This window comes from Mangrovihabitans endophyticus (assembly GCF_014646155.1).
GTDB lineage: Bacteria > Actinomycetota > Actinomycetes > Mycobacteriales > Micromonosporaceae > Actinoplanes > Actinoplanes endophyticus.
Window position 1 is genome coordinate 19,836 of the sequence record NZ_BMMX01000038.1, and the last position, 18,009, is coordinate 37,844.

17 protein-coding genes and 1 riboswitch are annotated in these 18,009 nt (G+C 72.7%); of the genes, 9 read left to right on the top strand and 8 right to left on the bottom strand.

Going from position 1 to position 18,009, the window contains the following annotated elements; translation table 11 throughout:
• The first annotated feature begins 24 nt into the window (after nt 1-24).
• Both IEY73_RS26785 and IEY73_RS26790 read left to right on the top strand, forming a co-directional pair.
• Nucleotides 25-1,401 (top strand): MFS transporter, encoded by a 1,377-nt coding sequence (locus IEY73_RS26785; protein ID WP_189082099.1) that lies wholly within the window; start codon nt 25-27, stop codon nt 1,399-1,401.
• 26 nt (nt 1,402-1,427) lie between these two features.
• Nucleotides 1,428-1,787 carry a GntR family transcriptional regulator gene (locus IEY73_RS26790; RefSeq protein WP_189082100.1) on the top strand — a complete coding sequence of 120 codons (360 nt, stop codon included), beginning with the start codon at nt 1,428-1,430 and terminating at the stop codon, nt 1,785-1,787.
• Nucleotides 1,788-1,794: 7 nt separating this feature from the next.
• On the opposite strand, the gene IEY73_RS26795 is transcribed toward IEY73_RS26790, so the two are convergent.
• Together IEY73_RS26795 and IEY73_RS26800 are read right to left on the bottom strand one after the other, a co-directional pair.
• Nucleotides 1,795-2,631, bottom strand: a complete 837-nt coding sequence (locus IEY73_RS26795) for an undecaprenyl-diphosphate phosphatase (protein WP_189082101.1) — start codon at nt 2,629-2,631, stop codon at nt 1,795-1,797.
• A gap of 62 nt (nt 2,632-2,693) precedes the next feature.
• Nucleotides 2,694-3,656, bottom strand: a complete 963-nt coding sequence (locus IEY73_RS26800) for a tyrosine-type recombinase/integrase (RefSeq protein WP_189082102.1) — start codon at nt 3,654-3,656, stop codon at nt 2,694-2,696.
• Between the two features lie 227 nt (nt 3,657-3,883).
• On the opposite strand from IEY73_RS26800, the gene IEY73_RS26805 reads away from it, so the two are divergent.
• From IEY73_RS26805 to IEY73_RS26815, 3 genes are read left to right on the top strand one after another with little or no spacing between them, the layout of a single operon-like run.
• Complete coding sequence (locus tag IEY73_RS26805) at nt 3,884-5,533, top strand: IucA/IucC family protein (RefSeq protein ID WP_229716185.1); 1,650 nt, start codon at nt 3,884-3,886, stop codon at nt 5,531-5,533.
• 28 nt (nt 5,534-5,561) lie between these two features.
• Nucleotides 5,562-7,178, top strand: a complete 1,617-nt coding sequence (locus IEY73_RS26810; protein ID WP_189082103.1) for an IucA/IucC family protein — start codon at nt 5,562-5,564, stop codon at nt 7,176-7,178.
• Nucleotides 7,165-8,325, top strand: coding sequence for a type III PLP-dependent enzyme domain-containing protein (locus IEY73_RS26815; RefSeq protein ID WP_189082104.1), 1,161 nt, complete (start codon nt 7,165-7,167; stop codon nt 8,323-8,325). Before IEY73_RS26810 ends, IEY73_RS26815 begins: the two co-directional genes overlap by 14 nt.
• Before the next feature lie 19 nt (nt 8,326-8,344).
• Here IEY73_RS26815 and IEY73_RS26820 read toward each other — a convergent pair whose 3' ends face one another.
• From IEY73_RS26820 to IEY73_RS26840, 5 genes are read right to left on the bottom strand one after another with little or no spacing between them, the layout of a single operon-like run.
• Nucleotides 8,345-8,833 (bottom strand): peptide deformylase, encoded by a 489-nt coding sequence (locus tag IEY73_RS26820; RefSeq protein ID WP_189082105.1) that lies wholly within the window; start codon nt 8,831-8,833, stop codon nt 8,345-8,347.
• A 60-nt stretch (nt 8,834-8,893) separates the two neighbouring features.
• A complete protein-coding gene (gene bluB, locus IEY73_RS26825; RefSeq protein ID WP_189082106.1) occupies nt 8,894-9,517 on the bottom strand; it encodes a 5,6-dimethylbenzimidazole synthase in 624 nt (207 codons plus the stop codon).
• Between the two features lie 34 nt (nt 9,518-9,551).
• The gene (locus IEY73_RS26830; RefSeq protein ID WP_229716186.1) at nt 9,552-10,625 is read right to left on the bottom strand and encodes an amidoligase family protein; all 1,074 of its coding nucleotides are present in this window, start codon (nt 10,623-10,625) and stop codon (nt 9,552-9,554) included.
• Nucleotides 10,622-11,455 (bottom strand): hypothetical protein, encoded by an 834-nt coding sequence (locus IEY73_RS26835; protein WP_189082107.1) that lies wholly within the window; start codon nt 11,453-11,455, stop codon nt 10,622-10,624. The genes IEY73_RS26830 and IEY73_RS26835 overlap by 4 nt, the downstream gene beginning before the upstream one ends.
• Nucleotides 11,452-11,970 (bottom strand): SigE family RNA polymerase sigma factor, encoded by a 519-nt coding sequence (locus tag IEY73_RS26840; protein ID WP_229716187.1) that lies wholly within the window; start codon nt 11,968-11,970, stop codon nt 11,452-11,454. Before IEY73_RS26840 ends, IEY73_RS26835 begins: the two co-directional genes overlap by 4 nt.
• Nucleotides 11,971-12,515: 545 nt before the next feature.
• Between IEY73_RS26840 and IEY73_RS26845 the strand changes: the two genes are divergently transcribed.
• Nucleotides 12,516-12,716: a DUF5999 family protein gene (locus IEY73_RS26845; protein WP_189082108.1), complete on the top strand. Its 201-nt coding sequence runs from the start codon at nt 12,516-12,518 to the stop codon at nt 12,714-12,716.
• Nucleotides 12,717-12,741: 25 nt separating this feature from the next.
• On the opposite strand, the gene gcvP is transcribed toward IEY73_RS26845, so the two are convergent.
• Nucleotides 12,742-15,555 carry an aminomethyl-transferring glycine dehydrogenase gene (gene gcvP / locus IEY73_RS26850; RefSeq protein WP_189082109.1) on the bottom strand — a complete coding sequence of 938 codons (2,814 nt, stop codon included), beginning with the start codon at nt 15,553-15,555 and terminating at the stop codon, nt 12,742-12,744.
• 63 nt (nt 15,556-15,618) lie between these two features.
• A riboswitch (glycine riboswitch) is annotated at nt 15,619-15,721 on the bottom strand.
• A gap of 64 nt (nt 15,722-15,785) precedes the next feature.
• Between gcvP and mgrA the strand changes: the two genes are divergently transcribed.
• The 3 genes from mgrA (at nt 15,786) to IEY73_RS26865 (ending at nt 17,922) form a co-directional block, all read left to right on the top strand.
• Entirely contained in the window at nt 15,786-16,781 is a 996-nt protein-coding gene (gene mgrA, locus IEY73_RS26855) for an L-glyceraldehyde 3-phosphate reductase (protein ID WP_189082110.1), read from the top strand.
• 119 nt (nt 16,782-16,900) lie between these two features.
• On the top strand, nt 16,901-17,260 hold the full coding sequence (locus IEY73_RS26860; protein ID WP_189082111.1) for a hypothetical protein: 360 nt from the start codon (nt 16,901-16,903) through the stop codon (nt 17,258-17,260).
• Nucleotides 17,257-17,922, top strand: coding sequence for a nucleotidyl transferase AbiEii/AbiGii toxin family protein (locus IEY73_RS26865; RefSeq protein ID WP_189082112.1), 666 nt, complete (start codon nt 17,257-17,259; stop codon nt 17,920-17,922). Before IEY73_RS26860 ends, IEY73_RS26865 begins: the two co-directional genes overlap by 4 nt.
• Nucleotides 17,923-18,009 lie beyond the last annotated feature (87 nt).

Consider the following 18,009-nt stretch of genomic DNA (forward strand, 5'->3'; position numbering starts at 1 on the left):
ACGCACCCGCTGGAGCCCGCCGCCATGGCCCCCACCGACACCACACCCGCCCCCACCCGGCTGCGCCGCGAACGCACCGGCTGGTACTTCTACGACTGGGCCAACTCCGCGTTCGCCACCACCGTCATCACCGTCTTCCTCGGCCCGTTCCTCACCAGCATCACCAAACAAGCCGCCGGGTGCGCCGTGGACGCCGACGACTGCACCGCCCGCGTCCACCCGCTGGGCATCGCCGTCGCCGCCGGGTCCTACTTCCCCTACCTGGTGTCCCTGTCGGTGCTGCTCACCGTCGTCATCCTGCCCGTCATGGGCGCCCTGGCCGACCGGGCACCCCGCAAGAAACCGCTGCTCGCCGGCACCGCCTTCATCGCCTCCGCGGCCACCATCGCGATGGCCTTCGTCACCGGCGACCGCTACCTGCTCGGCGGGGCACTGTTCCTCATCGCCAACATCAGCGGCGGCGCGTCCATCGTCGTCTACAACTCGTTCCTGCCCCAGCTCGCCGGCCCCGACGAACGCGACGCCGTCTCCAGCCGCGGCTGGGCCATCGGCTACCTCGGCGGTGGGCTGCTCCTGCTACTCAACCTCGTCGCCGTGCAGACCCTGTCCCGCGACGGCGACCCGCAACGCACCCTCGACCTCGCCCGCTGGTGCATCGTCTCGGCCGGGGTGTGGTGGGCCGGATTCACCCTCATCCCCCTCGCCTGGCTGCGCGAGCACCCCGGCGCCGACGCCGGCCACCCCGGCGCCAACGTGCTCACCGACGGCTTCCGCCAGCTCGGCCGCACCCTGCGCGGCCTGCGCGCCTACCCGCTCACCCTGTACTTCCTGCTGGCCTACCTCATCTACAACGACGGCGTGCAGACCATCATCGCCCTGGCCAGCCAGTTCGGCACCGAAGAACTGCACCTGGAACAGTCCACCCTGATCGTCACCATCCTCATCGTGCAATTCCTCGCCTTCGGCGGCGCCCTGCTGCTCGGCTTCCTCGCCGCCCGCATCGGCGCCCGCAAAACCGTGCTGCTCAGCCTCGCCCTCTGGCTCGGCGTCGTGCTCGCCGCGTTCTGGCTACCCGCCGGCGCACCCTTGCCGTTCATGCTCCTCGGCGCCGCCATCGGCCTCGTCCTCGGCGGCACCCAAGCGCTCAGCCGCAGCCTGTTCTCCCAACTCATCCCCACCGGACGAGAAGGCGAGTACTACGGCTTCTACGAGATCAGCGACAAGGGCACTAGCTGGCTCGGCCCGCTCGCCTTCGGACTGGTCTTCCAGCTCACCAACAGCTACCGCGTCGGCATCGTGTCCCTGGTGGTGTTCTTCATCGTCGGCGCCGTACTGCTCGCCCTCGTCCCGATGCGCCGCGCCATCACCGACGCCGGCAACACCCCACCGCGCCTGCTCTGACCCACCCGCCGTGCGAAGGAACCACCGTGCCCGACATCCACATCGACCACGACTCACCCGTGCCACCCTACGAACAGGTCCGGCTGCGCATCGCCGAACTGGCCGCCACCGGCCACCTCGCCGCCGGGGCGAAACTGCCACCCGTACGCCGCCTGGCCACCGACCTCGGCCTGGCCGCGAACACCGTCGCCCGCGCCTACCGCGAACTCGAACACGCCGGCCTGGTGGAAACCCGCGGCCGGCTCGGCACGGTGATCACCGCCCGCGCCGCGGGCACCTCCGAACAAGCCCGGCAAGCCGCACAGACGTACGCCGACACCACCCGCCGCCTCGGCATCCCCACCGACCAGGCACTCGACCTGATCCGCGCGGCCCTGCAGAACTGAGCGGCCGTCACTGGGCCCCGATCGCCCCCGTCGCCAGCAACACCATCAGCACCGCACCCACCACCAGCCGGTACACAATGAACAAACTGTACGAATGCCGCGCCACATACCGCAGCAGCCACGTCACCGACCCGTACGCCACCACGAAACTCACCGCCGTGGCCACGATCGTGTTGAGCCAGCCCACCCCACCCGAGATGTTGTCGTACTCCTCGGCCGTCTGCAGGACCGTGGCCCCCAGCAACGCCGGAATCGACAGGAAGAACGACAACTTCGTCACCGTCACCCGATCAAGGTCCCGCAACAAGCCCGCCGACATCGTCGCCCCCGACCGGGACACCCCCGGAATCAGCGCCAGGCACTGCACCACCCCGATCACCAGGGTGTCCTTCCAGGTCACATCCTCCTCGTGGCGCACCTGCGTCGCCGCGTGATCCGCGAACGCCATCGCCCCGCTCCACACGATCAACGCCCCGGCCACGAACCACAGACTGCGCAACGTCGTCTCGATCGAATCCTTGAACAGCAGACCGATGATCGCGATCGGCACCGACCCCAGAATCACCGCCCACCCGAACCGGTAATCCAGCGAACCGCGATGCTCGGAGCCGAACAGCCCCCGCACCCACGCCGGCACGATCCGCACGATGTCCTTCCACAGGAACAGGATCGTCGCCAGCACCGCCCCCGACTGGATGATCACCGTGAACGCGGTGATGTCCGGATCATCGATCCGATACCCCAGCAGCTTCTCCAGAATCGTCAGATGACCGGTCGAGGAGACGGGGAGGAACTCGGTGACCCCCTCGACCGCACCGAGCAACACTGCTTCGAAAATGTTCACGTTTCCGGGACCCGTTCCATGATCGACCTGCCGTGGACCGCGGTCGAGAATAGGCCGTTGTGTCAGGCTTGCCCGCGCCGGGCCCGGGCCGACGCCAGCACGTACGCCGGATCACGATCCAAGTTGTGCCGGTCCCGGTCATAACGCCGCGTCGTCCGCGGATCCGCATGCCCCATCGCGTCCTGCACATCCTCCAACGGCACACCCTCGGACCGCGCCGCCGTCGCGAACGCGTGCCGCAGCGAATGCGGCGACAACCGCTCCCACCCGGCCACACCCGCCTGCCGCGCCAACCGCCGCACCAGCCGGAACACCGCATGCCGGTCCACCCGCGCCCCCGACGACGTCACGAACAGCGGCCCCGGCGCCACCCCCCGCACCGCCAGATACGCATCCAGCGCCGCCCCGGCCTCCCCGGTCAGCGCCCGCCGCCGCGCACGACCACCCTTACCGGTGAAACGCACCGTCCGATGACCCCGCTCCCAGCCCACATCGGCCACGTCCAGGCCCACCACCTCACCGACCCGCAACCCCAGGTCGGCCAGCAACGCCACCATCGCCCGATGCCGCACCGCCGTCGGCCCCTGCTCGGCCGCGGCCACCGCGAGCACCCCGTCCACCTCCTGCGGCGACAACCCCACCGTCGCCGAATGATCCCGCGACACATACGGCCGGTCCGCGCCACTCACCGGATTCGCCGGCACGGCCTGCAACTTCGTCAGAAAGTCGTACCAACTGGACAGTCCCGACAACTTACGGGCGACCGTGGCGGCCGACAACGCACGCCCCGTCCGGGCATCGGTCGCCGACTCCAACTCCCGCGCGTACGCGTTCACGTCCAGAAACGACGCCCGCAACGGATCCACCCCGGCGCGCGCACACCACGCCAGCCACGCGCGCACATCCCGCCGGTACGCGTCACGGGTGTGCTCCGACAACCGGCGATTGGCGAGCCACGCGTCGGTGACCTGCTCCGCGCTGCCGCCGACCGCCAACTCCCCGCCCTGACGCGGCACGATCACCATGACCCCATGCTCGCGCACGAACCGCGGCCGACACGCACACCGACACGCCGAAAAGCCCCGCCACCGGAGCCATCGTGGCGCAACCCGTCCGTGCCGGGGCGCTCCGTGGGCTCAACCGAATCTCACTGGGTCAAAAGGTGGGTTGTCGTTGATTCCTTTGTGTTTTTGGTAGGCGTGGCGTGAGTGCGAGGCCGGGCACATCCTGTAAGGCATCCTAGGATGAAGGAGTGCCGAGGGTGTTGCTGGACACCCTCGGTGCGCCTTGCACCGCGTTCCTCGCTTCGACACCCGACAATGGCTGGGTGACCCTGGTCAGCTACGACGGCATCCGCTTCGAGCTCCGGCAGGCGCGCCCCGGCCTGCTGCAGCCGTTCGACGCCGCCCTGCCCGGTGCGCGCTCCGCCGTGCTGGCCCGGCTGTTCGGCGCGCTGATCCGCGAACCGCTGCCCGGCCTGCTGCGCCGCAGCACCGACGGCACCACGGTGCGGGTCGCCTTCACCGGCGGGCGCTCGGTGGTCTTCCCCGCCGACGCCGGGCTGCCCTTCGCGCCCGCCGCGGACGGGCTGCACGCCGTCGCGCACGGGCCGGACACGGCGGACACCGACCCGGACGGGCGGTCCGTCGCCGACCCCGCCGAACTCGCCCGCCTGCTGTGGCCCGGCGCCCGGCTGAGCCGGGAACTCGCCGACAGCGTCATCAACACGGCGCTGGCCCGCGCCGATCGTGCCGGCACTCCGGTCACCCTGCGCGCGGCCACCGGGGATCCGGACGGGCTCGGCCGGCTGGAACAACGCGTCGTCGACGGCCATCCGCTGCATCCGTGCTGCCGGACCCGCCTGCCGATGAGCATCGCCGACGTCCTCGCGTACGGGCCCGAGCACCGGCCGGTCGTCCGGCTACGCCGGCTGCGCGTCCCCGCGGCGCACTGGGCCGGCGACGGACCGCCCGTGCTGTACGCGCATCCGTGGCAGGCGTCGCGGCTGCTGGCCGAATACGGCTGGCTCGCCGACGACGGCCCGACCGCTCCGGTGCGGCCGCTCATGTCGCTGCGGACGCTCGCCCCGCTCGACGGCGGCGACCACGTCAAGACGGCGGTGGACGTGCAGATGACCTCCGCCGTGCGCACCGTGTCCCCGGCCGCGGTGCACAACGGGCCCCGGCTGTCCGCGCTGCTGCGCCGGCTCACCGCCGACCTGCCGCTGACGGTGCTGGCCGAAACGTCCGCCGGTGCGGTCACCGTGGGCGGGGTGCCGCAACGCCGGCTGGCCTACCTGCGCCGGCAGGCGCCCCGCCTGGCCGCGGACGAGGTGGCGGTGCCGCTGGCCGTGCTGGCCGCCGGCCGTGCGGCGGCGGGCGAGCGGGCCGACGAGCCGCTGATCGTGGAGGCCGTGCACGCCAGCGGGGGCGACCCGCACCGCTGGTTCGCCGACCTGGCCCGGGTGCTGTGGCCGCCGCTGTGCGCCCTGCTCGAACGGGGGGTCGCGCTGGAGGCGCACGGCCAGAACACCCTTGTCGTGCTGGTCGGCGGCCGGCCGGTGCGCACGGTGTACCGGGACCTGGGCGGCGTGCGGGTGGATCCGCGGCGGCACGACATCGACCTGCGCGGCGACCTGGCCGAGCCGGACCCGGCCGCACGGCGGGCGAAACTGGCCGCCGCGGCGCTGAGCACCGTGGCCACCGAACTGGTCGACGTGCTGTGCCGGTGGCTGGACGCCGACCCGGACCGGTTGTGGCGCACCGTGGCCGGCGTGGTCGGCGACCCGGCGCTGCGCAACGAACCACTGCCGATCAAGGCGATGACCGCGATGCGGCTGGCCCCCGACCCGCTGCGCGACATCTGGACCCACATCGCCAACCCGATGGCGGCGTGCTCGTGACCGGAACGACCGGCCGGGGAGCGGCGCGATGACCCGCAGCGTCGGCCGCGGGCGTCTGGACGCCGACGCCGCCCGCGCCGAGGCCGGACTGGCGGCGCACGCCGGGCACCTGAGCGGCCCGTTCCGTGACGCGCTGGGCGAGGCCGCCGACACGGTGGGCCGCCGGTTGCGCGCCGCCCTGGTGCGGGAGGACATCGGTGACGCGCGCGCCCGCAACGCCGGTCTCGGGCGGCGGCACGGCTTCGACCGGGTCGAGTTCGGCGCCGCCGGGGTCGGCGACCCGGCGGACCTGCTGGCCGGCCTGGACGCACCCGGGCTGGCCGCCGAACTGCGCGACGCGGTCGTCAACCTCGCGGTGGCGCTCGCCCGCGGCCCCAGCCGCGCCGGGCCGGATCAGGTCGGCCCGGACGAGGCTGCCATCACCGCCGAACAGATCGCCGTCGCCGGGCACAACCTGCACCCCTGCGGCCGGACCCGGCTCGGCTGGGACACCGCCGACGTGCTCGCCCACGACGTCGAGTCCGGCCACACCCGGGTCGGGTTCGTCGCGGTACGCGACGACGGCCACCTCGGCGACGACGTCGGGCTGCTGCTGCGCGACTGGTACCCGCGGCTGCCCGCGCCACCCCCCGGGTTCCGGTTGCAGCCGGTGCACGCCTGGCAGCGCGACGCGGTGCTGTCCCGGCGGTACCGGGACCTGCTGGACGACGGGGCGCTGCGCCTGCTCGACGCCGAACTCGACGCGGTGCCGACCGGCGCGGTGCGCACCGTGCTGCTGCCGCCGGACGCCGCCGGCCGGCGGCACTACCTGAAGCTGTCCCTGGACATCCTGATCACCTCCACCCGGCGCAGCATCAGCGTGGCGTCCACCCGCAACGGCCCGGTGGTGTCCCGGCTGGTGCGCCGCCTGATCGACGCCGACCCGGACGGTCACCGGCTGCTGCCGCTGGCCGAGACCGCGGGGGCGGCGGTGCCCGCCGGGTCGGGACGCGACATGTCGGTGATCGTGCGCGAAGCCCTGCCCGCGCTGCGGCCCGGCGAGACGGTGGTGCCCGGCGGCGCGCTTCCCGCGCTGGCCGGCCGACTGGCGGCCGTGACCGGTGCCGGCCGCGACGGCGCCCGCGCCTGGCTGGACGCGTACGCCCGCCTGCTGCTGCCGCCGCTGCTGCGCCTGACGCGCTGCGGTGTGGCGCTGGAGGCGCACCTGCAGAACTGCCTGCCCACGTTCGTCGACGGCCGGCCGCACCGGATGATCGTGCGGGACTTCGCCGGGCTGCGGCTGCATGCGCCCCGGCTGGCCGCCGCCGGGCACCGCCTCGACCTGTGGCCGGGCTCGGTGATCGGCACCGCGGACGTGGGCACGCTGCGCGCGAAGATCGGATACACCGCCCTGCAGGCCCACCTGGGCGAAGTGATCATCGCGCTGGGCCGGGCGCACGGTCTGGACGAGGACACCGCGTGGGGTACGGTCCGGGCGGTGGTCGACGACACGTACGCGCCGCTGCTGGCCGACCCGGACGCCGCCGCCGACCACGCCGCGCTGACCGCCCCCCGCGCGCCGCACAAGGCGCTGGTGCGGATGCGGCTGTCCGGCGGCGGTGACCTGTACGTGCCGGTGCGCAACCCGCTGCATGGCCGCGCCTGAGCACGTCCGGGCCGCGCTGACCGCCCGGACGCGCGGCGGGCCGCCGCTGTGCGCGTACGTGTACGACACCGCCGCCCTGCGCCGGCGGGCCACCCAGGTGCGGGCCGCGTTTCCGCCCGGCACCACCATGCTGTACGCGGTGAAGGCCAACGGGCATCCGGACGTGGTGCGCGCGCTGGCCGGGGTGTGCGACGGGCTGGAAGTGGCCTCCGGCGGTGAGCTGCGCCTGGCGCTCGCGGCCGGCGCCCGGCGCGTGGTGTTCGGCGGGCCCGGCAAGACCGACGCCGAACTGGCCGCCGCGCGGCAGGCCGGGGCGCTGCTGAACGTGGAGAGCGAGCATGAGCTGCGCCGGGTCGCCGCGGACCGCGCCCCGGCGGGACAGCCGGTGGCGATCCGGGTCAACCGCGCCGCGGCCGCGCCCGTCGGCAGCCACGCGATGACCGGCACGCCCACCCCGTTCGGCGTGGACGAGGCGCATCTGCCGGACCTGCTGGAGCTGGCCGGCCGGCTCGGGGTGCCGGTGGCCGGCTTCCACCTGCACGCCGTGTCCAACAGCCTGGACGCCGCCGGGTACGCCCGGTTCGTCACCGACGCGCTCGCCTGGTCCCGGTCCGTCGCCGCCCGGCACGGCGTGGACCTGCGGCTGGTCAACGTGGGCGGCGGGCTCGGCGTCGACTACCGCGGCGCGGCCACCATCGACCTGGCCGATCTGGGCCGCCGGCTGCACGGCGCGGCGCTGCCCGGCGTGGAGCTGATCGTCGAGCCGGGACGCGTGCTGGCCGCCGACGCCGGCTGGTACGCCGCCCAGGTGCTCGACCTGAAGACCACGCACGGGCGCACGTTCGCGGTGCTGCGCGGCGGCACTCACCACTTCCGGCTGCCCGCCGCGTGGGGGTACAGCCATCCGTTCAGCGTGCTGCCGGTGGACCGGTGGCCGTATCCGTGGCCGCGCCCGCAGGTGGCCGCGACAACGGTGGACGCCGTCGGTGAGCTGTGCACCCCGCGCGACGTGCTGGCCCGCGACGTGCCGGTGGCCCGGCTGCGCCTCGGCGATGTGCTGATCTTCGGCCGGGCCGGCGCGTACGGCTGGGACATCTCGCACCACGACTTCCTGCGGCACGATCCGCCGGAGTTCATCGTGCTGTGAGCGCTACACCGACTGGCCGTTACGAGGCGCGGCCGGAGCGCAGCGCGCGCAACGCCTGCCGACGGGTGTCGCCGCGCAGCGTGTCGATGTAGAGGGTGCCGTTCAGGTGATCGGTCTCGTGCTGCAACGCCCGCGCCAGCATGCCGGTGCCCTCGATGCGGCGCGGCTCGCCCTGCACGTCCTGGCCGGTGGCCACGCACCGCATCGCCCGCGGGGTCGGGAAGGCCAGCCCGGGGATGGACAGGCAGCCCTCCTCGTCGTCCTGCGCGCCGGACAGCTCCGACAGCACCGGGTTCACCAGGTGCGAGACGACACCGTCCACGTGGTAGGCGAACACGCGCAGGCCCACCCCGATCTGCGGGGCTGCCACCCCGGCGCGGCCCGGCTCGCGCACGGTGTCCTCCAGGTCGGCGACCAGGGCGCGCAGTTCGTCGTCGAAGGACGCCACGGGATCGCTCGCGGTGCGCAGCACCGGGTCGCCGAGCAGCCGGATTCCTCGGATCGTCATGAGCGCAAGGCTAACGGGTCCTTACCGGCGGAGACCACCGCGCAGATCGCGACGGCGCGGTCACCAGCGGTCGGTGTGCAGCACCTGGCTCAGCGGCGTGCGGGACCGCCAGCCGTGCCGCTCCAGGTCCGGTGACGCCTCCAAATGCGTCACCGGGCCCAGGCACAGCCACGCCACCGGGCGTACCCCCGGCGGGATGCCGAGCAGGTCGCGCAGGAAGTCCTCGCGGTAGAACGACACCCAGCCCACACCCAGCGACTCGGCGGTGGCCGCCAGCCACAGGTTCTGGATCGCCAGGCACACCGAGTAGAGCCCGGCGTCGGCGATGGCGTGCCGGCCGAGCACCGCCGGTGCGCCGCGCTGCGGATCGTAGGTGACCACCAGCGACAGGCTCGACTCCAGAATCCCGTCGATCTTGATGCGCGCGAACCGGGCCGCCTCGTCGCCGGACAGCGTGGCCGCGAAGACCTCCCGCTCGCCCTGCACGTGGGCGTGGAACGCGCGGCGCACACCGGCGTCACGCACCAGCACGAAATCCCACGGCTGGGACAGTCCGACGCTGGGCGCCGCATGCGCCGCGCCCAGGATCCGGTCCAGCGCGGCCGGATCCACCGGGGCGCCGGTGAACTGAGCCCGCACGTCGCGGCGGCGGGCGATGACGTCGTACAGGCGATCGGTGTCCATGGCGACCGCGACTGTAGCCGACCGGCCCGCGGGCTCAGGCCACCGGCTCCGCGCGGCCGGCCAGCACCCCGGCGGCCAGGTCCAGCAACTGCGTCACCGCGTCCCCGCCGGCCGGCGGCGGCACCGGCTCCGGGCCACGGCAGCGGTCCAGCAGCAGCTCCACCAGCGCCGCCCGGTCGACGATCGGCGCCGCGTCGATCGCGCCGGGCAGGATGCGCACCTCGACGGTGTCCCGCACCGGGGTGTCGGTGAGCACCTGGGTGAGGTTCACGTCGAAGAACTTGGTCAGCCCACCCTCGTCCGCAGCCGCGCGCAGCGCGTCGCTCGTGCACGACCCGCGGGCCGCGGCCACCAGGGGCGCCGGCAGCGGCGCGAGGCGGCGGCAGGCCGGGTTGGTCTGCAGCACCGCACGCAGCGGCTCCCGCCAGTACGCGAACAGCCGCACCACGTTGGCCAAAGCTTCCGGGCGGCGGAACGGGGCGCCGTCGAGGTGCACGTGGACGGCCGCCTCGCGGGGCACCGTGAAGCCCAGCGACCGGGCCGGCGCCAGCAGTTCCTCCAGCGCCGCCCGGTGATCGCCGCGCAGCGGCGGGGTGATGATCTCGCAGGGCCGTTCCCGCTCGGCGAGAAGCGGCGCGGCCAGCGCGATCGTCGACCCGCTCGGGTCGTCCAGCCGCAGCACGTCGCCGTGGCGCTGCACCGTGGTCCCCCACAGCCGCGCCGCGGCGTCCAGCACGGTCTCCAGCGCCCCCGCCGGGTCGGTCTGCCCCGCGAGCAGGTGCAGCAGCCGCCGGTCGTCGCTGAGCACCCGGAACCAGCCGGGCGGGGCGGGCGCGCGAGGGTCCAGGCCGTGCAGCAGTGTGATGTCGTCCACCAGGGTGCACAGCAGCGAGCCGTCCGCGCGGTGCACCGCGAAACCCTGCGTCAGGTGCAGGAACCGGCCCAGCCCGGGGACCAGGGACGGCTCGCTGTCGTGGTGCCACACCGCGGCGACCCGGCCACCGCAGCGGGCGGCGAGGTCGTCGGCCAGCGTGCGCCGGGTCGACCCGGGCGGGGCCATCAGCTCGATCTCGAACCCGGTCCGCCGCCGCAGCCGGGCGCTCGTCACGGCTTGAACGGCAGCGTCTCGCCGGCCAGCAGCCGCTTACCGCCTTCCGCCTTGGCGTCGTACGGGGTGGTCTTCTTCCACAGCTTCGCCAGCTTCGCCGCGTCGTCGTAGTCGTACCCGGCCGCGAAGAAGGCGTCCACCCGCAGCGCGGTCACCGACCCGGTCGACGGGTCCGGCTGCACCGGCAGGTCCTGACCGGCCAGCACCCGCTTGCCGCCTTCCACCTTCGCGTCGTACGGGGTCGGCTTGTGCCACAGCCTCGCCAGCTTCGCCGCGTCGTCGTAGTCGTACCCGGCGTCGAAGAACGCCGCCACCTGCAACGCCTCCTTCTGGCTGACATACCGGCTCTGAGCGGACTCCGTGGGCGTCGGCGTGGGCTTGAACGGCAGGTTCTGTCCCGCCAGCAGGCGCCGCCCGGCCTCCGCCTTCACCGCACCCACGTCGCCTGTCATCTTCCACAGCTTCGCCAGCCGCACCGCGTCGTCGTAGCCGTACCCGGCGGAGAAGTAAGCGTCCCACTCCTTGCGGGTCTGCGGGTCGTCCTGCGGCGACACCTGCGCCGGCGCGGAGGCCGACGCCGACGGCTGCGCGGCCGGGGCCACCATCGGGAAGCTGTCGGACGGCGGGGACGCCAGCAGGGCCGGCAGGTTGACCACGCCGGCGATCAGGCCCACGCCCAGCGCAGCGCCGCCGGCCGCCTGCAGACCGCGCCGGCGCCTGCGGTACGTCCGCGACAGCTCCTCCACCCGCGCGTACACCGCGGCGGGGTCCGGAGCCAGGTGTTCGTGGCTGGCGAAGGTCTCGCGCAACCGGTCAGCGTCGTGCGTCACGATATCTCCTCGGCGTGAATGCGGTTCTGCCGCTCCGAGCCCAGCCGGAGCGCTTTGAGGGCCTTCGAGGCGTGGCTGCGCACCGTGCCCGGCGAGCAGCCCAGCAGGTCGGCGATCGCGTCGTCGTCGAGTTGCTCGTAGTAGCGCAGCACCAGCACCGCGCGCTGCTTGCGGCCCAGCCCGGCCAGCCGCGCCCACAGATCGTCGGCGTCCACCACGGCCTGCGCGTGGTCACGCACGCCGCCGCGGGCGTCGTCGAGGTCGACCAGCCGCTCGCCCACCGCGTGCACGTTGCGCGCCGCCCAGCTACGCCGCCAGGACAGGTACTCGTTGAGCACCATCCGGCGCACGTACGCCTCGGGCGAGTCCGCCCCGCTGATGCGCCGCCACCGGACCTGCGCCCGCGCCAGCACCTCCTGCACCACGTCCTGCGCGAGATCACGGTCGCCGGTGAGCACCACCGCGTACCGCAACAGACTGGGAAGCCGGGCCATCGCGAATTCCTCGAAGGTCACATTCCCTACGATGCGGCCCAGCACGCGGATGTTGACCCGCGCTCGCGGATTTTTCGCCACCGGCACCTCGTGGCACGAATTTTTACATTACGTTAGCGATCACATGCGCACAGTTTTGGTCATTTCCCTCGCCAGCGAGGGGCATCATCGAAAGTCGTCACCACGCAGATTCCTATGACCACCGTCAGCGACATCTACCTCCGCCGATCGGACGATTCCGCGTGACTGTTCGGACGGTTCTCGCACTTCTGGTCCGTTGCGGTGCGAAAGGTCGGCATCACGCTTCGCCAGGCCCCTCCGCGAGACCCCCGCCCCCGCCAGCACATCTACACAGGGTGACCATGGCGGGAGCGGCTACAACGCAGTCACGTACCACGCAAACGTGTCGGAATGTGGTCGGCGACGGCCCTTCCGTGGACGATGGAAAGCGAGGATTCTTTCGATGGGACACCGTTACAGCGTCGAGCCGACATCGTTCGGATTGAGGTAATGTCCGTCACCGTCGTTGTGAACCATCACACAGCCCCCCTGACCGGAGAACCCCGATGTGCCAGCACCTGAACACCTGTCCGTCAGCCGACGCCGTCGACCGTGAAGCGGCCCGGATTGTCGCGACGTTCCCCGAGCAGGGTTGGAGCCTGCTGTGCAACGGCGTCATCGTCTTCGAAGACACCGGCGAGATCCTGCCGGACGGCACCATTCTCGAACCGCACCGCGGCCCCGCCCCGCACGCCCTGGCAGCCTGACCCCCAGGACACAGAACGTAACCGGCTATTCCCCCTCGTAGGCGTCCGGGGACGGGCACGCACAGACCAGGTTCCGGTCCCCGTACGCGCCGTCGATGCGCCGCACCGGCGGCCAGTACTTCGACGCCCGATCCACGCCCGGCGGGAAACCGGCCACCGACCGCGGATACGGATACGCCCACTCGTCCGCCGACACGCACGCCGCCGTGTGCGGCGCGTTCGACAACGGGTTGTTCCCGCCCGGCCACACCCCCGCCGCCACCTGGCCGATCTCCTCCCGGATCGCGATCATCGCGTCGCAGAACCGGTCCAGTTCCACCAGGTCTTCGCTCTCCGTCGGCTCCACCATCAAGGTGCCCGCCACCGGGAACGACATGGTCGGCGCGTGGAATCCGTAATCGATGAGCCGCTTGGCCACATCGTCCACGCTCACCCCGTGCGCCTTGGTGATCGGCCGCAGATCGAGGATGCACTCGTGCGCGACCAGGCCACCCGCCCCCGCGTACAGCACCGGATAGTGGTCCCGCAGCCGCGCCGCGACGTAATTGGCCGACAGCACCGCCACCGCGGTCGCCGCCGTCAACCCCTCCGGGCCCATCATCCGCAGGTACGCCCACGAGATCGGCAGAATCCCGGCCGAACCGTGCGCCGCCGCCGCCACCGCGTGCGAACCGTCCCGCAGCGGGTCGCCCGGCAGGAACCCGGCCAGATGCGCGCGCACCGCGACCGGCCCCACCCCCGGCCCGCCACCGCCGTGCGGGATGCAGAACGTCTTGTGCAGGTTCAGGTGCGACACGTCGGCGCCGAAGCGGCCCGGCCGGGCGAACCCGACGAGCGCGTTGAGGTTGGCGCCGTCCACATAGACCTGCCCGCCAGCATCGTGCACCTTCGCGCACAGATCCGCGATGCCCGCCTCGTACACGCCGTGCGTCGACGGATACGTCACCATGATCGCGGCCAACTCGCCCGCATGCTTCTCGATCTTGGCGTCCAGGTCCGCCAAGTCCACGTTGCCCCGGTCGTCGCAGCCCACCACGACCACCCGCAACCCGGCCATCACCGCACTCGCCGCGTTCGTGCCGTGCGCGCTGGACGGGATCAGGCACACCGTGCGGCCCTCATCGCCACGCGAACGGTGATAGCGGCGGATCGCCAGCAGGCCGGACAGCTCACCCTGAGAACCCGCGTTCGGCTGCACCGACACCGCGTCGTACCCGGTGATCTCCGCCAGCCAGCCCTCAAGCTGCGCCACCATCTGCTCATATCCGGCCGCCCGCGACGCCGGCGCGTACGGGTGGATGTCCGCGAACTCCGGCCAGCTCACCGGCTCCATCTCGGTCGTCGCGTTCAGCTTCATCGTGCACGACCCCAGCGGGATCATGCCCCGGTCCAGCGCATAGTCCCGGTCCGCCAGCCTCCGCAGATAACGCAGCATGCCGGTCTCCGAGTGGTGCGTGTTGAACACCGGGTGGCTCAGGTATCCGCTCGTGCGCCGCAACCCCGCCGGGATGCGCTCGACCGCGCCGCCCTCGTGCTCCCCGGCCGCCGCGGGATGCGCCACGCCGAAGGCGTCCCACACCACGGCCAGGTCCGCCTCGGTGGTCGTCTCGTCGCAGGACACCGTCACCGTGTCCGCGTCCACCAGCCGCAGATCCACACCGCGCCCCGCCGCCGCGGCCACGACCGCCTCGGCGCGCCCCGGCACCCGCGCCCGCACCGTGTCGAAGAACGCCTCCGACCCGGTCCGCAGGCCCTCCTCCAGCCGCACCGCGCGCCGGTGCACCCGCTCCGCGATCTCCCGCAACCCCGACGGGCCGTGATAGACGGCGTACATGCTCGCCATCACCGCCAGCAGCACCTGCGCCGTGCAGATGTTGCTGGTCGCCTTCTCCCGGCGGATGTGCTGCTCCCGCGTCTGCAACGCGAGCCGGTAGGCGGACGCGCCGTCGGCGTCCCGCGACACCCCGACCAGACGGCCCGGCAACGACCGCTCCAGCCCGGCGCGCACCGCCAGATAACCGGCGTGCGGCCCACCGAAGCCCAGCGGCACCCCGAACCGCTGCGTGGTCCCCGCCGCGATGTCCGCACCGATCTCGCCCGGCGCCCGCACCAGCGTCAACGCCAGCAGATCCGCCGCCACGGTGACCAGCGCGCCCCGCTCGTGCGCCAGCTCCACCAGACCCGCATGATCCGCCAGCACCCCGGACGCGCCCGGATATTGCAGATGCAGGCCGAAGAACTCCTCCGGCAACGGCTCGGAGGCGAGATCCAGCACCCGCAACTCGATGCCCAACGGCTCGGCCCGGGTACGCAACACCGCCACCGTCTGCGCGTACGTGTCCGCATCCACCACATAGACGGTGCTCTTGTGGCGCGAAGCCCGCCGCGCCACCGTCATCGCCTCGGCCGCCGCGGTGCCCTCGTCCAGCATCGACGCGTTCGCCGTGGCCAGCCCGGTCAGATCGGTCACCATGGTCTGGAAGTTCAGCAGCGCCTCCAGCCGCCCCTGACTGATCTCCGGCTGATACGGGGTGTACGCCGTGTACCACGCCGGGCTCTCCAACACGTTGCGCCGGATCACCGCCGGCGTCACCGTCCCGTAATAGCCCTGCCCGATCATCGACCGGCTCACCCGGTTACGCCCGGCCAGCTCCCGCAGCTCGGCGACGGCCTCCTCCTCGGAGGCCGCCGGCGGCAGGTCCAGCCCGCCACGCCAGCGGATCACCTCCGGCACCGCGGCATCCATCAGCTCGTCCACCGAGCCGAACCCGATGGCCTTCAGCATGTGCGCCTGCTCATCGACGTCCGGACCGATGTGGCGGGAAGCGAAAGTCGTCATGGCGGCTCCTGGCTCGTGAGGTCGGGGACCTCCCCCTCTGTCGGGCGCACGCCTCCAGAGTCGCCTGCCCGCGCGGTCCTTTTGCCTGAGAGGTTCCGGGGAGGATTTGCCCCTTCGGCGCCACCGGGGCGCCTGCCGCTCCGGTGATCTCTCCCGCACGGGTGGTGCCGGCTAGGCCACCCAACCTACCAGCGCGTTCGTTTCCGGCGTGTGTCCCTAGGGTGTGGCGTGTGACCTACACACCCGCGAACGACCGCTACCAGACCATGACCTACCGGCGCGCCGGACGCAGCGGCCTGCGCCTGCCGGCCATCTCCCTCGGGCTCTGGCACAACTTCGGCGAGGGCCGCCCCGCCGAGCGCCAGCGCGCCATCGTGCGCCGCGCCTTCGACCTCGGCGTCACCCACTTCGACCTGGCCAACAACTACGGCCCGCCGCCGGGCAGCGCGGAGACCGCCTTCGGCGCCATCCTCGGCTCCGACCTGGCACACCACCGCGACGAGATCGTCGTGTCCACCAAGGCCGGGTACCACATGTGGGGCGGCCCGTACGGCGAATGGGGCTCCCGCAAACACCTCGTATCGTCGCTGGACCAGTCGCTGCGCCGGCTCAACCTGGACTACGTGGACGTCTTCTACCACCACCGTCCCGACCCGGACACCCCGCTGGAGGAGACCATGGGCGCGCTGGACGCGGTGGTCCGCGCCGGCAAGGCCCTCTACGTCGGCATCAGCAACTACTCCGCCGAGCAGACCTCCCGGGCCGCGGCCGTCCTGCAGGACCTGGGCACCCCGTTGCTGCTGCACCAGCCCTCGTACTCGATCCTCAACCGCTGGATCGAGAAGGACCGGCTGCTGGACACCCTGGCGCAGGCGGGCGCCGGATGCATCGCGTTCAGCCCGCTGCAACAGGGCCTGCTGACGGACCGCTACCTGGGCGGCATCCCGGACGACTCGCGGGTGCGCACGAGCACCTTCCTGAACGAGAGCGACCTGAACACCCGCACCATGGGCCGCATCCACGCGCTGAACGACATCGCCAAGCGCCGCGGGCAGTCGCTGGCCCAGTTGGCGCTGGCCTGGGCGCTGCGCGACGAGCGCATGACGAGCCTGATCATCGGGGCGAGCAGCGTCGAGCAACTGGAGGCCAACGTGGCGGCGCTGGACAAGCCGCACCTGTCGGCCGAGGAACTGGGCGAGATCGACGCAACGGCCCTGGACCTGTAGCCCACGTCGTCGGCGGTGCCCCGCTCGTCCCGGTGTGGCACCGCACCGCGCGTACGGCATCCTAGGATCCTAGTGGGTGATGGGTGCGCGGAGCCGTGCCGTCCGCGTACTATCCGTGCATGACCGCCGGAACCACCCCCTCGCCACACTCACCGCTGGTGAGCCGGCCCGGTCGCCTCGCCCTGGTCATCGGCGACCTCTGCGAGCTGCACGGCCCGGTCACCGGCGTGGTCGAACTGCCGCACCGGATGGTCTGGCTGCCCGCACCGGACCGCCGGTTCGACCTCGGCGACCCGTACGACCTGACCCGGGTCTACGAGATCGTGCTGCGCGAGGCCGTCCGGTTCGACGAGCTGCGCACCTGGCTCGACGGCGCGACGCTGGCCTTGCTGTGGCCACACCTGCTGCTGCCGCGCGGCGTGCGGCTGGCGTGGGAGCAGCGCCATCCGCGCCTGGCGGTGCTCCGGGCCGCGGCTTGACCGAGGGCATCGACCCCTTCCACGAGCGGGTCGCCGCGATCGCGCTGGCGGTGGCCGAACGTCACGGATTCGTGCTCGGCGGCGGGCTGGCGCTCATCGCGCACGGCGCGGTGGAACGCCCCACCACCGACATCGACCTGTTCGGCCCGGAGTCGGCCTCGGTGCCCGCGGCCGCCGACGCGGTGCGGGCCGCGCTGCGCGACGCCGGCATCCGGCACCGGGACGTGCCGTACGACGGTGACCTGTCCACCCTGGTGGACGGCATGACGGAGACCATGGCGGAGATGGTCGCCTTCCGCGACGACGCCGACCGTGACGGCATCGCCATCACGCTCAGCCACCTGGACCGGTCCCGGCGCCCGGTGAGCTTGCGCATCGGGCCGGTGATGGACCTGGCCGACCTGGCCGCCCACAAGGTGGCGGCGCTGGTGACGCGCGCCGAGGTGCGCGACTTCGTGGACGTGGCGGTGTTCCTCGCCGACCGGTCGCCGGGCGACCTGCTGACGCTGGCCCGCCGGGTGGACCCGGCGATGGAGGACTCCGACGTGGTGGCCGTCGGCCGCCGCCTGGACCGCACGCCGGACCGGGCGTTCACCCCGTACGGCCTGGACCCGGCGGCGGTCGCGGCGCTGCGGCGACGCTTCGCCGGCTGGCCGCGATGAACCGGGCCGGCCGGGAAGAACCGGGCCGGCCGGGAAGAACCGCTGGCCGCGATGATCGGCGCGGGCACCCGCGGATAGGGTTGGGCG

Bases quoted from the DNA above. Each gene is read 5' to 3' on its own strand.
- IEY73_RS26785 (WP_189082099.1), top strand. From the start codon at position 25: ATGGCCCCCACCGACACCACACCCGCCCCCACCCGGCTGCGCCGCGAA.
- IEY73_RS26800 (WP_189082102.1), bottom strand. From the start codon at position 3,656: ATGGTGATCGTGCCGCGTCAGGGCGGGGAGTTGGCGGTCGGCGGCAGC.
- IEY73_RS26810 (WP_189082103.1), top strand. From the start codon at position 5,562: ATGACCCGCAGCGTCGGCCGCGGGCGTCTGGACGCCGACGCCGCCCGC.
- IEY73_RS26815 (WP_189082104.1), top strand. From the start codon at position 7,165: ATGGCCGCGCCTGAGCACGTCCGGGCCGCGCTGACCGCCCGGACGCGC.
- IEY73_RS26820 (WP_189082105.1), bottom strand. From the start codon at position 8,833: ATGACGATCCGAGGAATCCGGCTGCTCGGCGACCCGGTGCTGCGCACC.
- bluB (WP_189082106.1), bottom strand. From the start codon at position 9,517: ATGGACACCGATCGCCTGTACGACGTCATCGCCCGCCGCCGCGACGTG.
- IEY73_RS26845 (WP_189082108.1), top strand. From the start codon at position 12,516: ATGTGCCAGCACCTGAACACCTGTCCGTCAGCCGACGCCGTCGACCGT.
- gcvP (WP_189082109.1), bottom strand. From the start codon at position 15,555: ATGACGACTTTCGCTTCCCGCCACATCGGTCCGGACGTCGATGAGCAG.
- IEY73_RS26860 (WP_189082111.1), top strand. From the start codon at position 16,901: ATGACCGCCGGAACCACCCCCTCGCCACACTCACCGCTGGTGAGCCGG.